Origin of the sequence: Pseudomonas sp. ML96, assembly GCF_000761545.1 — a bacterium.
Classification (GTDB): Bacteria; Pseudomonadota; Gammaproteobacteria; order Pseudomonadales; family Pseudomonadaceae; genus Aquipseudomonas.
Window position 1 is genome coordinate 56,903 of sequence record NZ_JPMY01000013.1, and the last position, 12,423, is coordinate 69,325.

Annotated in this window: 13 protein-coding genes; all 13 read left to right on the top strand. The window is 60.4% G+C overall.

What is annotated here, in order from left to right:
* Nucleotide 1: 1 nt before the first annotated feature.
* The 13 genes from IP89_RS11010 to IP89_RS23340 all read left to right on the top strand — a co-directional run bounded on the left by IP89_RS11010 (nt 2) and on the right by IP89_RS23340 (nt 12,406).
* Nucleotides 2–223, top strand: a complete 222-nt coding sequence (locus IP89_RS11010) for a hypothetical protein (RefSeq protein ID WP_043309552.1) — start codon at nt 2–4, stop codon at nt 221–223.
* Entirely contained in the window at nt 220–1,674 is a 1,455-nt protein-coding gene (locus IP89_RS11015) for a phage portal protein (protein WP_043309553.1), read from the top strand. Before IP89_RS11010 ends, IP89_RS11015 begins: the two co-directional genes overlap by 4 nt.
* Nucleotides 1,671–2,867 (top strand): head maturation protease, ClpP-related, encoded by a 1,197-nt coding sequence (locus IP89_RS11020; protein ID WP_043309554.1) that lies wholly within the window; start codon nt 1,671–1,673, stop codon nt 2,865–2,867. The genes IP89_RS11015 and IP89_RS11020 overlap by 4 nt, the downstream gene beginning before the upstream one ends.
* Nucleotides 2,868–2,869: 2 nt before the next feature.
* Nucleotides 2,870–3,505, top strand: coding sequence for a head decoration protein (locus IP89_RS11025; RefSeq protein WP_043309555.1), 636 nt, complete (start codon nt 2,870–2,872; stop codon nt 3,503–3,505).
* 85 nt (nt 3,506–3,590) lie between these two features.
* Nucleotides 3,591–4,604: a major capsid protein gene (locus IP89_RS11030; RefSeq protein WP_043309556.1), complete on the top strand. Its 1,014-nt coding sequence runs from the start codon at nt 3,591–3,593 to the stop codon at nt 4,602–4,604.
* Nucleotides 4,573–4,920 (top strand): hypothetical protein, encoded by a 348-nt coding sequence (locus IP89_RS11035; protein ID WP_156115029.1) that lies wholly within the window; start codon nt 4,573–4,575, stop codon nt 4,918–4,920. Before IP89_RS11030 ends, IP89_RS11035 begins: the two co-directional genes overlap by 32 nt.
* Nucleotide 4,921: 1 nt before the next feature.
* A complete protein-coding gene (locus tag IP89_RS11040) occupies nt 4,922–5,359 on the top strand; it encodes a hypothetical protein (RefSeq protein ID WP_043309558.1) in 438 nt (145 codons plus the stop codon).
* An 11-nt stretch (nt 5,360–5,370) separates the two neighbouring features.
* Nucleotides 5,371–5,586, top strand: a complete 216-nt coding sequence (locus IP89_RS11045) for a hypothetical protein (protein WP_043309559.1) — start codon at nt 5,371–5,373, stop codon at nt 5,584–5,586.
* A gap of 59 nt (nt 5,587–5,645) precedes the next feature.
* Nucleotides 5,646–6,398 (top strand): hypothetical protein, encoded by a 753-nt coding sequence (locus tag IP89_RS11050; RefSeq protein ID WP_043309560.1) that lies wholly within the window; start codon nt 5,646–5,648, stop codon nt 6,396–6,398.
* A gap of 80 nt (nt 6,399–6,478) precedes the next feature.
* On the top strand, nt 6,479–7,282 hold the full coding sequence (locus IP89_RS11055) for a DUF6694 family lipoprotein (RefSeq protein ID WP_043309561.1): 804 nt from the start codon (nt 6,479–6,481) through the stop codon (nt 7,280–7,282).
* 60 nt (nt 7,283–7,342) lie between these two features.
* Nucleotides 7,343–10,684, top strand: a complete 3,342-nt coding sequence (locus IP89_RS11060; RefSeq protein WP_043309562.1) for a tape measure protein — start codon at nt 7,343–7,345, stop codon at nt 10,682–10,684.
* On the top strand, nt 10,684–11,109 hold the full coding sequence (locus IP89_RS11065; RefSeq protein ID WP_043309563.1) for a hypothetical protein: 426 nt from the start codon (nt 10,684–10,686) through the stop codon (nt 11,107–11,109). The genes IP89_RS11060 and IP89_RS11065 overlap by 1 nt, the downstream gene beginning before the upstream one ends.
* Before the next feature lie 142 nt (nt 11,110–11,251).
* On the top strand, nt 11,252–12,406 hold the full coding sequence (locus tag IP89_RS23340) for a hypothetical protein (protein ID WP_156115030.1): 1,155 nt from the start codon (nt 11,252–11,254) through the stop codon (nt 12,404–12,406).
* Nucleotides 12,407–12,423 lie beyond the last annotated feature (17 nt).

A 12,423-nucleotide genomic window follows, 5' to 3' on the forward strand; every position in this document is an offset into this window, starting at 1 on the left:
CATGGCAACTGCACAGCAGCGGCTGGACGAAGTCCGGGCGGCGATCAACGACATCCTCACGAAAGGCCAGAGCGTTCGCAAAGGTGACCGCCAGATTGACCGAGCTCAGCTGGCGAGCCTGCGCATGCTCGAGGAACAGTACGCGGCCGACGCCGCGCGTGAGTCGGCTGTAGGGCGCCGCCGGCAAGTGCGGCTGTACAGCAGCGGCAAGGGGGCACGATGACAAAGCGAATTCGCACGACCCCTCGGCGCATTCAGGCCAGCTACGAAGGCGCGGGCCAAGGTCGGCGTGCACAGGGCTGGGATGCCCCGGAGGCTGCGCTCAACGCGGTGTCGATTCCGGCGCTGCCGACGTTGCGCCGCCGCTCTCGTGCTGCTGTTCGGAATGACCCCTATGCCTACAGCGCGATTGACCGTCGCGTAAGCAGCCTGATCGGTACCGGGATCACGCCTCGGGCCAGTATCAAGGACAAGGCGATTCGGACAGCGCTTAACCAGCTTTGGGAGGACTGGACTCCGGAGTCTGACGCTGATGGGCTGACCGACTTCTATGGCCAGCAGGCAGTCATTGCCCGCATGGTCGAAGAGGATGGGGAGTGCTTCGTGCGGCTCCGCAAGCGCCGCAGTGAAGATGGTCTGGCAGTGCCTCTGCAACTGCAGATACTGCCGGCCGAGTTCGTGCCGCACGATCGTAACTTCACCACGCGCCGCGGCAACATCGTGCGAGCCGGTATTGAGTTCGGGCCCACGGGCCAGCGCGTTGCCTTCTGGATGTGGAAATCCAATCCCGGCGACTTCCGAGCTGCCGGCTCGACATACAACCAGCTGCACCGCATCCCAGCTGATCAGGTGCTGCACATCTTCGAGCCGCTCCAGGGTGGCCAGTTGCGCGGTATCCCCAGGCTGGCCCCGGTGCTGCTGCGTCTCAAGTCGCTGGACAGCTACGACGATGCGGTGCTGTTCCGGCAAGAGGTGAGCAACCTCTTCGCCGCGTTCATCACCAAGCCGCGCGGTGATGGCCCGCCAGTGCTCGACCCCCAGACAGGCCAGCCGCTGCAGGATGATCGGGACGGTATCCCGATGGTGGGCTTGGAGCCCGGCACTGTGCAGGAGTTGCTCGAGGGCGAGGACATTGAGTTCTCCGATCCGCCAGATGCCGGGAACACCTATGTCGAGTTCATGCGGCAGCAGCTGCAGGCAATCGCCGTAGGCGTCGGCCTGACCCGTGAGCTGTTGACCGGAGACATGGATGGCATCAGCGACCGGGTGCTGCGCGTGATGCTCAACGAGTTCCGGCGGCGCATCGAGCAACTGCAGTTCGCGGTCTATGTGCATCAGCTGTGTCGCCCCGTTCGGGCTGCATGGCTCGACGCGGCGTGGCTTTCCGGAGCCATCAGCCTGCCGAACTACGAGGAGCGTCGTCGCGAGTTCCTACGGACACGCTGGGTGCCCCAAGGCTGGGCCTACATGCACCCGGTGCAGGACGTGCAGAGCAAGTTGCTGGAGATTGCCGGCGGTTTGGCCAGCCGCAGCGAGCACACGCTGCGCCAGGGCTACGACGCCGAGCTGATCGACCAGGAAAACGCCGACGACAAAGCCCGGGAGAAAGAACTGGGGCTCAACTACACCACCGCAATAGCCGCCCCTACGGGCGGCAAAGAGGACGAACAATGACCAAGCAAACGCATTGGGCCTTGGCCCTGTCCATCGCCATGGCGATGCCTAGCTTCGCTTTCGCCGAACAGCCGCGCATCTTCAACAAGGCCGGCGGCGTTCCGGAGCTGCAGGCTGAGCACTGGTACAGCATCCGCGACCTGGGCGAGGGTGATGACAAGACCATCGAGGTCTACATCTACGGCGAGATCGGCTTCTGGGGGATTACCTCGGGAGACTTCATCCGCGACCTCACGGATAAGGACGACGGCGTGTCGACTGTCGTTGTCCACTTCGACACGATCGGCGGAGACCTCTTCGACGGTATTGCCATCCACAACACGTTGCGCGCCCTTGGCGAGCGTTGCATTGCCCGTATCGATGGTGCGTGCTTCAGCGCCGGCAGCGTGGCAGCTTGCGGCGCTCACCGTGTGGAAATGGCCGACAACGCGATGCTGATGATCCACAACCCGTGGACCTTCATCGCCGGCGACAGCGAAGAGCTGCGCAAGACCGCCGACATGATGGACAAGGCTGCCGAAGGTATCGTGGCCAGCTACCAGCATCGTGCTCTGAACGTCGACGACGCCGAGCTGCGGCGCATGATCAACGACACCACCTGGCTGACGGCCGGAGAGGCGCTGGCACATGGCTTCGTTGACGAGGTGCTTGGCGCCGGCCAGCCGCTGGCTAACAACGCAGCACTCGGCAAGATCCTCAACCGTTATCGCAACGTCCCGGAGGCTGCCCGCAAGCTGCTGGCCCAAGAAGACCCGCCGGCAGATCCACCGGAGCCGATCGCTCCGGAGCCCGAACCCGAACCGCATTCTCCTGCTGCTGCAGCCCTCGCGGCGCAGCTGACCGCCGATTGTGTTGCCGCCGGTTTGGCTGACTGTGCGCCGGCCCTGATCAAGGCAAGCGGGCTCAAGGACGAAGCCGCCGTTAAGGCGGAACTTGATCGTGCCAAGGGCATCCGCGCGGCTTGCCTGGTGGCAAAGAAGCCCGACCAGGTGAAAGACCTGGTCGGCGAAGGGCTCACGGTTGACCAGGCCCGCCTGAAGCTGTGGGACCAGCTTTCGACCGAAAGCGGCCAGGTCGAGTTGGACAACCGCCCCCCGGTGGATGACCAGCCGCAGAACACTCCACACCAACCCCCAGCGCCTAGCGCCGTGTACGCGAAGCGCCGTGACCAATCCTCGAAAGGAGGAAAGTAAGCATGCACATCAAGACCGAAGGCGTACATGCCGGTGAGTTTCTCCTGTCGGAGGCATCCGGTACCCGCAGCCGCGAGGAGGTGGTGATTGCCGCCGGCTCGGGCAAGCTCCAGGCCGGCACGCTGATCGCCCTGATCACCGCAGCCAATGCCCTGACCCCGGCCGCCGTGGCGGGCAACACCGGCAACGGCACCGTTGGCTCGGCCAGTGTTGCCAGCGGCGCTATCAGCGGCGTGTACAAGCTGAACATCACCGCGGCGGCTGCCAACGGCGGCAAGTTCGAAGTGCTCGACCCACTGGGCAGCGTGGTTGGCAAGGGCACCGTCGGCCAGGCGTTCAATGCAGGCGGCCTTACCTTCACCCTGGCAGACGGTTCCACGGACTTTGTCAAAGGTGACTCCTTCAACCTGACGGTGAAAGCCAACCTGGGTGAGTACACCGCCTATGACGACGACGGCACCGACGATGGCCGCCGCGCGGCCAGCGGCATCCTGTTCGCTGGTGTGGATGCCACGGTGAATGACGTACGCGCCGTGGGTGTGATGCGCGACTCCGAGGTCATCGAGCGCCTGCTGACTGGCCTTGATGCCAACGGCCGAGCCGACCTCAAGGCAGTCGGCATCATCATCCGCCCCTAATCCTTCCGACCATCGCCGCGGCTACGCGGTACCCCTTCCAGAAGCCCCGCTCTAGCGGGGCTTCGCATTTTCAGGAGAAGCATCCATGGCTGAGATCAGCATTTTCGAAGACGAGGCGTTCGGCGTTGCTGCACTCCTCACCGTCATCAACGAAGACCACGTCGTGCCCGGGCAGATTGCTGCCGCTAACCTGTTCGAAGAGCGTGGCGTGCCCAGCACTGTCATTCAGATCGAAAAGGACGGCACCACCCTGCAGCTGGTTAGCGCCAAGCCGCGTGGTGCGACTGGCCAGGCGGTGATCGCCGACAAGCGTCAGCTGATCCCCTTCAATGCTGTACACCTGCCGCAGGTCTTCCAGATCCTGGCGGACGAAATTCAGGGTATCCGCGCGGTAGGCAGCATGACCGAACTGCAGCAGGTGCAGGCGGTGGTGGCAGCGCGAATTGAAAAGGTGCGCCGCCAACTCGACCTCACGCATGAGTACCAGCGTATCGGTGCGCTGAAAGGCTTGATCATCGACGCCGACGGCGAAACGCCGTTGCTCGACATTTACCAGCGCTTTGGCCTGGAGCGTCCCGATCCCATTCCGATGGAACTGGACGAGGCTGACACCGATGTGAGCGTCAAGTGTGTCGAGGTTCTCGACCAGCAGGAAGATGCGCTCGGCAGTGTTACCAGCTCCGGCGCTCGTGCCTACTGCGGGCGTACCTTCTGGGCCGATCTGATCAAGCACAAGAATGTGCGCGAGACCTACCTGGCCAGCGAGGCGGCTGCTGCCCTGCGTGGCGATCGCCGCAAGGGCTTCGAGTACGGTGGTATCTATTGGGAGCGCTACCGTGGCAAGCACAGCGGCGTGCCATTCGTAGCTGATGACCGCGCCTACGTAGTGCCGGAGGGTGTGCCCGAGCTGTTCATCAGCGTATTTGCTCCGGCTGACTACATGGAAACGGTCAACACCGAGGGCCTGCCCTACTACTCCAAGCTTGAGCCAATGAAGTTCGGCAAGGGCGTGGAGGGCGAGGCTCAGTCCAACCCGCTGCACCTGTGCACCCGCCCGCTGTCGGTCATTGAGCTGGTCTCTGGCTCCGTTGTGGAGTAACCCAGTGACTGGCTTCGGCGAACTGGTCGACGATCTCGACGACCAGGTGATGGCGAGCCTCAGTGACGAACTGGCCGACTACCTCTCCCGCGAGGGGGAGGTGTTGGCGCTCAAGGTTCCAGTGATCGTCGAGCACGACGTGGCGCGGGAGGATCGCGGCGACGCGTTCACCCTGGTCCGCACTGTCTGCGTGCAAAAGCGTCTGCTTACCCCCTACGACCGCAAGGGCGCCTTCCGCATGGTGGATGGCGACTGGCAGATCGACGGCGTTCACTCCGACGACGGGTCGCTGATCACCTTCTACGTGGTGCCCTGACATGCCTGAAGACATTCAATCGCTGCTCATCGCTGAGGTGCTGGGCAAGCTGCGGGCTATCCCGGAGTTCGGGGAGTCGGTGGAGGAGGAGTTCATTCAGCGCGTGCTGGATGCTGATGACTCGACCCTTCCAGGTACCCAGATCGTAGTCCAGTCGGGTGACACCGAGGAACTGGACCGGGTGGGCCCAGGAGCGGTGAAGGAGCGGCTGACGCTTCACATCGCGTTGCTCACCACCGTTCGCGATTTCGGGCCGAAGCTGCGTGCTGGTCGGCTTGCTATCAAATGCGCCCTCGCCGGCACCCATGCCGGACTGTCGGTTAAGGGGTTGGTCGAAGCGAAGTTCGGCCCCGACGAACTGCGGCCCAGTCGCGATGGCCGCCGCTGGGCGATTCGGGTCATGCCGCTCCAGCTCACCTATAGCCAAAAACTCAAGTAACAGGAGGCCCCATGGCCAAGCTGAAAGTCTCTGCGCCCTTCAACTACCGCGAGGGCGCGCAAACCTTCCACTACCCGACCGGCGACTACGAAGTTACCGAGCGCTGCTCCGAGAAGACCGTCAGTGCGGCTGCCGCTGCTCATGCCGTGAAGATCAAGGTTGCAGTGCTGCCCGAGGAAAAGTCGCCCGCGAAGGCCCCGGCGAAACCGAACACTCCCGCTGAGTAAATCGCGCCACCTGGTGCGACCTGATCCTGATCCACTTCTTCTCCTCGAGGATTTCCACTATGTCTCAAATCGTTGACCGCTCCTTCATCGGTGAAGGGGTGATCTGGGGGCGTGCCTACCAGAGCCAGGATGCGCTGCTGCCGTTCGGCAACTGCGATTCTTTCAACCTCCGCTACGCGACTGATCGCAAGGCGCTGCCCAACTTCATGGGTGGCGGCGGTAATCGCAACGTGCGCGAGCGCGTGACCGACGTCACCTCCGGCATCGGCATGTACGACCTCACCAGCACTAACATCGCCCGCGTAACCCGCGCCACCATCAAAGATGTTGCCGCCGGCGCGGTGGCGAATGAGGTGATCGCCTGTGAGGGTATCGAAGGCGAGCTGATCCCCTTCAAGCACATCCCCGACCTGAGCGTCCCGCCGACGCTCAAGACCGCCGCCGACGTTGACCTGGTGGCCGGTACTGACTACATCCTGAGTCCGCATGGTGTGATCGTCACTTCGGGTACCTCAATCACATCCGCGGGCATCAAGGCCAGCTACACCCGCAAGGCAACCAGCGAGGTGCACATGCTGAACGGCTCCCAAGTGGAACTGGAGCTGTACATCGCTGGCCTGAACGACGCCCAGTCGGGCGAGCCGTTCAGCCTGAAGGTGAACCGAGCGAAGTTCGGCATGCTGCAGGAGTTCCCGGTGCTGGGCCAGGACTACGTCAAGCTGGATGGCCCCTGCGAGATCCTGGCCGACCCGACGGTGATTGCCACCGACCTGTCGAAGTTCTGCACGCTGACCCAGTTGAAGGCTGCGTAGACCTCTGCCAGGAAGGCCGGATGGTTTGTGGGCTGGCAATCTGATGTTAGATTGCTAGCCATTCAAAAGGAGGGAGCCTGATGCTTAACAAACAATGGTTGGTTGTGATCTCGGCGATTTTCATCGCTGCATGTGGCGAGCCAAAACTAGACGGTAGCAGCGAAGAGGCCTTCAAGGCATCTGTGGCCAAAGTCGCGGAATCTATGCCCGAAGAGAAGCGTGAGCATTTTCAAAGTGCTATCAAGGTCGTGGCTTTCTCGCATATCAACATGGCCGACATGCTTTCTGGTAAAGCCAACGCGGATTCCATAAAAACTGACATGTACGCATCGTTGAGTGGCAAGTCAGGGGATGAAGTGATTGCCCGTGCAAAGGTCATCATCGAAGAGCGTGCTGCGAAGGAAAAGGAGCAGGCGCTACAAGAGATTCAGGAACTGGTGAACAAGCAGGCGGCAGCGGATCTTGCGCGCGCAGAGCTGGCGAAGTTCTCCATTCAGCGCTCTCGCTTCATGCTGAGAGAACAAAAGTACATGACTCGTAAACAGCCAGTGATTGCTCTGTCGGTGAGCAATGGGACTGGTAAGGCAATTTCACGGGCTTATTTCAAAGGCACGATTGCCAGCCCAGGCCGATCAATTCCTTGGTTCTCTGATGTTTTCAATTACGAGATTCCTGGTGGACTTGAGCCTGGTGAATCCGCTGAGTGGATGCTAGAGCCCAACATGTTCAGCGATTGGGCAAAAGTAGATGCTCCTGCAGACGCGCTATTCACGGTTGAGGTCGTTCGCCTTGATGGTGCAGACAAAGCAGCTTTGTATGATGCAAGTGGCTTGTCAGAGCGCGAGGCTGAGCGACTCGGCAAGCTCAAGATGCAGTACCAGTGACAGAAATTAATTAAACAGAAACCCGCTTCGGCGGGTTTTTTAATGCCCGGAGAAAAGTAGATGGCTGGCATCAAGGATCGCCTGATTCAGTACATCCTGCGCGGCAAGGACGAACTCTCTCCGGAGGCGAAGAAGTCCGCCGCAGCGCTGGAGGCTGTGTCGGAAGAGGCAACGCGGCTCGGCCAGGCGCTTGACGAAGCCAAGGGTGCCCAGGGCCTCGGCAATGCACTTGAGCGTACTGCACGTGACGTGGCTCTTGCTCAGCGAAGCCTGAGCCAAGCTGAGCAGCAGGTCACCGATCTTCGCGAGGCGCTCAACAAGGAGCCCGAAGCTGCTGGCCTGCAGCAGTCCCTCAAGCAGGCAGAGAGGGAAGCAACCCGCGCTCGGCGCCAACTCAACGGCCTGGAGTCCGATCTTTCCGCCGCCGAGAAAGCTGCCAGGGCTGCTGGCATCGATACCCACAACCTGAGCGATGAGCAGCAGCGTCTCGCGACCCAGGTCGCCCACGCCGAGCAGGCTGTGGCTGATAACAACGTCCAGTTGAAGGAGGCCCAGCGGGCATACGCTGCGGCTTCACGCTCTGCCGCTGAGCACACGTCTCGAATCGACGCTGTGCGTGCAGGTATGTCAGGTGGCGCGCGCCAGGTGTTTGCCTTCGCTGCAGCTTTCGTTTCTCTGAATGCGGTCTTTGGCCTGGTGCAGCGCGGCCTCAACCTAGTCCGCGACGGCATCTACTCGATGCTGGAAACTGGCGACAAGTACGAGCTGCTGGGCAAGCGGATGTCGTCGCTGATGGGCGGCATTGCAGAGGGCGAGAAGGCCACTGCCTGGATTAAGCAGTTCGCCAAGGACACGCCGCTTGAGGTGACCGACGTCACCGACGCATTCGCTCTGCTCAAGTCCTACGGGCTCGACCCAATGGGCGGCAGCCTGCAGGCGATCGTCGACAAGAACGAGCAGCTCGGCGGCGGCATGGAGCGCTTGCAGGGCATCAGCTCCGCCCTCGGTCAGGCTTATGCCAAGCAGAAGCTTCAGACCGAGGAGATCCTGCAACTGGTCGAGCGCGGCGTGCCTGTCTGGACGTTGCTGGAGAAGGTTACAGGGAAGAACGCCGCGGCCCTGCAGGAGCTTGCCACCAAGGGGCGGCTCGGTCGGGACGTTATTGCGGCGCTCATTGAAGAAATGGGGCGCAGCGCCGAGGGCGCCGCCGCTGACAACATGAGCACGCTGACCGGGCTCGTCAGCAACCTGTCAGACGTCTGGTCCGACTTCCTCAACCGGATCGCCAAGAGCGGTGCGCTGAACTACGCCAAGGATCAGCTCAAGGGCATTGCAGACTACATCGATCAGATGGACAGGGATGGCCGGCTGGATAAGCTGGCAACGTCCCTGAGTAAAGCGTTTGAAAAGGGGATAGAGCGGGCCAAGGAGTTTGCGGGCGGTCTCGAAGATATCGACTTCGTAGAGCTGGCCACCCGTGCAGAGAACGCCGTCGACAAGATCGGCGCTGCAGTAGATAACACTGTCACCTCCGGGCGATACGTGGTCGCAACACTCACTACCGTCTGGAGTGGGTTTTCCGCTGTTGTAACCTCGACTGCGGCCACTTTGGTCAAGGCCGTACAGCTCACCGTTGGCTCGGTTGCTCTTGGTGCTGGGCAGATCGCCGGGTTCTTTGGCAATCAGGAAATGCAAAGTAAAGCCGAGGGGCTGTACAGCTACCTTGGTGAGTTGAGCACTGCCTACGTGGTGCAGGCCAAGGCTGACTTGGCCCAGATGGGGAGCACCTGGGACTTTCTCAACGAGAAGAACAAGCGGGGAACCAAGGAACAGGTAGATGCTGCTGCGCAGTCTGCTGCTGAGCGGTCGGCCTTGGATCAGGCGCTCACCGATCGGGAGGTCGAGAATCGGGCGCGTGCGAAGGCCGCGGCCCTTGATGCGGCTGTCTCAGGGCGGCAGGCAATCGAGGGGATTGCCCAGGCAATCCAACTGATCGACAGCGCGTCGACAGTGCAGCAGTTGGAGAGTCTGCGCGGCGCGCTGCTGGCCGCATTCAATGCGGGGCAGATCAGCCAAGAGGAGTACGCCCAGGCGACCACCCTGCTGAACGGGCGGCTCAAGGAGCTTGGTTCGGCCGCTGGTGGTGCTGCCGGCTTGGTCTCCGACCTGGAGGAAAAGCTGGGTGACTTGCAGTCGGTTCAGCAGGCTATCAGCAACGCCAAGACTGATGTCGACATCAACAACATCCGCGCCGCCCTGCGCAAGCTGTACAACGATGGCGAGATCAACGCCGCGCAGTACAACGAGGAGCTGAAGAAAACCAGCGACCAGCAGAAGGAGCTCAAGGGGGCGGTAGAGCAGGGCGCCAAGGCTCAGCGGGACAAGAATCAGGCTGATCAAGAAGCCATCGTCACCTCCGAGCAACTGCGGCGCGAGAGCGGCAAGCGCATGGAGGAGGAGCGCCGCGCCATCGGCGAGGCCATGGAGCAGCGCCGCAAAGGCAGCGAGGAGGCCAAACAGGACACCTCTTCGCTGGCCAGCTACGTGGACGGCGTAATGGCCAAGGCGCGTGCGCCCCTGGCTGAGCTGAGCGCGGCCGCCCTGGAAGTGTTCGACCGCTTGCGCGGGCTGAGCACCACCAAGGTCGCCATCGATACCAGCAGTCTGGAGCTGACGGCGGCTTCGCTGGAGCGGGTCAGTGATGAGTTGATGAACGTCCAGCAGGCTGCCTCTGGCCCCGGGCTTGGCGGTTTCAGTCGCTGGCAGCTCTCCACTCTGGCGCAGAGCCTGCGTCTGCAGGAGGCTACGCTGGGGCAGAAGCTGCAGCTGCAGAGCCTGATGCGTGGCTACGAGGACGGATCGATCAGCCTGGGCGACTTCGTGAAACGGGCAGAGCAGGCGCATGGAAGCATGGCACTGCTGGATGAGGCCGACCTGACCACGCTGGAGAGCGCGATTCAGGGAGCCAAAAGCCAGATGCAGCAGCTGGCCGACTCTACCCGTTCCACCCTGGACAGCCTGCAGGACGAGCTCGACGGCCTGGAGGGCCGTCAGGCTGACATCGAGAAACGCCGCTTCGACAGTCGGCGCCGGGAGCTGGAAGCGCAGCTTGCGGAGTCCACCGCATCCGGTGACAGCAATGCGATCGCCAACAGCCAACGGGCCTTGGCTCTGCTGCGGCAGGTGGAGTCAGCTACCGGGCAGCAGCGTCAGCGTGAGGAACAGCAGAAGCTGATCGACTCGCGGCAACAACCTGCTGACCAGGTGGCCTCAACTCCTACGCCGAGCAAGATTGTACGGCTGGAGTACGGCGGCGAGTCTGTCGACGTCGGCGTGAAAGATGAAGCGGACGAAACCAAGCTGATCGGCCTCCTCAAGGATGCCGCGCTAAGGAGCCTTTGATGTCCTACCCACTTACCCTGGATGCCGTCGACCTGGCGGCAGATCACGACCTTGGTGGGGAGCAGTTGCAATGGGTTGATGAGCATGAGTGGGACCCGGTGGAACAGAACCAGGACCGCTCGCTCACTGGCGCGCAGATCATTCAGGAGGGCGTCAAGCTGTACGGGCGCCCGATCACTCTGGCCAGCAATGACGGCGCCTGGTTCACCAAGGCGACCATCGAGGAGCTGCAGGCTTTGCGTGATCAACCGGGCATTGTGATGCTGTTGACCTTGCCGAGTGGTGAGCAACACCACGTCACTTGGAACCGTGTCGCGGGTGCGCCCGTAGAGGCGGTGCCGGTGTTCCGCTCGGTGGTCTACCAGGCTGACGATATTTTTACGGTCACTCTTCGCCTGATAACTGTCGACCCACTCACTCTGTGATACCTGCAATTTTCGTAGCTAACATCAGACAAGACATTTTCATCTTTCAGGTGGACTCGTCTATCAACGATTAGCTCAAGCGTTTTTGAGCCTCGTACATTGCTGTTCTTGCATTCAAAAAACTACTGAATGGAGAGGGTCTATGTACTCGAAATGGAATGTGCTTATTGCCGGTATGGTGCTCGTTACAGTGCCGAAATTTCTGCTGGCAGATGATTGTGATGTTGCGTTAAGTGAGAAATTGATGACGGTCGTGGAAAGTAGAAGTTCGGATGCTTCTGCTTCCGCTGCTCGGGCTTGGTTTTGTTCGATGAATTATTCGGAGTACAAGGAGAATTCTTCAACTGATGCTGGTGGTAGTTATGGGGCGTTTAGTGCTGACTATGGTAGTTCAGAGGGGAAATATAATCAGTGGAAATCTGAGAACTGCGGGGATAGCAGTTCTAGTGAGTCGCTAGATACTTTTAGATATCAGGCTCAGCGTTCTGTTGATCCTAAGTTGGTTGATGCGTGGAGAGATTGCAAGCTTGCGAGAAGTGGTCTTACATGTATCGCGACTCCAACATCTAATGGCAGATCCTTTAAGCTCATGTATTCTTGGAGGCCTACTGGGTCAAGTAGCGCGCACTATGTTGAGACATTTATTGATAATGGAGTGAAAGTTTCGACAGGTAATAACTACCTGAGAGAGCCAGGCGACAAGCTGCTTATGGGGCAGCATGAGGCGCTCATTCGAATTTCAGATACGGAAGAGACCGCCTCGGTAAGCATTGAAGCTGAATATGATGGCTCCTCACAGTCGTGCGTTGTAACTGTGTCTCCGCCACCACCACCCCAAGTGGAGAAAAAAGGATTGGCTGGGGTATGGTGTTATCCAGCTGGAACATATGGGGCGGTGAATGGACAGAACGTGTCTTTGTATGCGCGAAAATTTGTTAAAACAAGCGATGGATGGCGGCTGACTCGGGTAGATAGTGATCGCCGCGAGTACCCATACGCCACGCTTCAATCTGTTTCTGTTCAGCAGAATGGTGAGATATTTAAAACAGTTGAGAAGCTTAGGCCAGGAATGCAGGGATATGTACCTTATCATCCGCTGGTAATGCCGCTACCGGCTCCGCCGCAGGGGCAGGCTGGAATATCTCCAAATGATCTTAACTTCAGCGTGAAGATTAACTATCGTCTTGATGGTGAGGATACTCTCATCACAGAGCGCATAGTTTTGCGAGTAGATCCATGGGGCGAGAGAGATTATTCAACCATTCTCCCCCTACATACCTTCAGGAGATGTGACTGACGGAATTGTTTTGACTG

What these genes read in the sequence shown, in the direction of transcription:
- IP89_RS11010 (WP_043309552.1), top strand. Translation starts at nt 2, where the DNA reads ATGGCAACTGCACAGCAGCGGCTGGACGAAGTCCGGGCGGCGATCAAC.
- IP89_RS11015 (WP_043309553.1), top strand. Translation starts at nt 220, where the DNA reads ATGACAAAGCGAATTCGCACGACCCCTCGGCGCATTCAGGCCAGCTAC.
- IP89_RS11020 (WP_043309554.1), top strand. Translation starts at nt 1,671, where the DNA reads ATGACCAAGCAAACGCATTGGGCCTTGGCCCTGTCCATCGCCATGGCG.
- IP89_RS11025 (WP_043309555.1), top strand. Translation starts at nt 2,870, where the DNA reads ATGCACATCAAGACCGAAGGCGTACATGCCGGTGAGTTTCTCCTGTCG.
- IP89_RS11030 (WP_043309556.1), top strand. Translation starts at nt 3,591, where the DNA reads ATGGCTGAGATCAGCATTTTCGAAGACGAGGCGTTCGGCGTTGCTGCA.
- IP89_RS11040 (WP_043309558.1), top strand. Translation starts at nt 4,922, where the DNA reads ATGCCTGAAGACATTCAATCGCTGCTCATCGCTGAGGTGCTGGGCAAG.
- IP89_RS11045 (WP_043309559.1), top strand. Translation starts at nt 5,371, where the DNA reads ATGGCCAAGCTGAAAGTCTCTGCGCCCTTCAACTACCGCGAGGGCGCG.
- IP89_RS11050 (WP_043309560.1), top strand. Translation starts at nt 5,646, where the DNA reads ATGTCTCAAATCGTTGACCGCTCCTTCATCGGTGAAGGGGTGATCTGG.
- IP89_RS11055 (WP_043309561.1), top strand. Translation starts at nt 6,479, where the DNA reads ATGCTTAACAAACAATGGTTGGTTGTGATCTCGGCGATTTTCATCGCT.
- IP89_RS11060 (WP_043309562.1), top strand. Translation starts at nt 7,343, where the DNA reads ATGGCTGGCATCAAGGATCGCCTGATTCAGTACATCCTGCGCGGCAAG.
- IP89_RS11065 (WP_043309563.1), top strand. Translation starts at nt 10,684, where the DNA reads ATGTCCTACCCACTTACCCTGGATGCCGTCGACCTGGCGGCAGATCAC.
- IP89_RS23340 (WP_156115030.1), top strand. Translation starts at nt 11,252, where the DNA reads ATGTACTCGAAATGGAATGTGCTTATTGCCGGTATGGTGCTCGTTACA.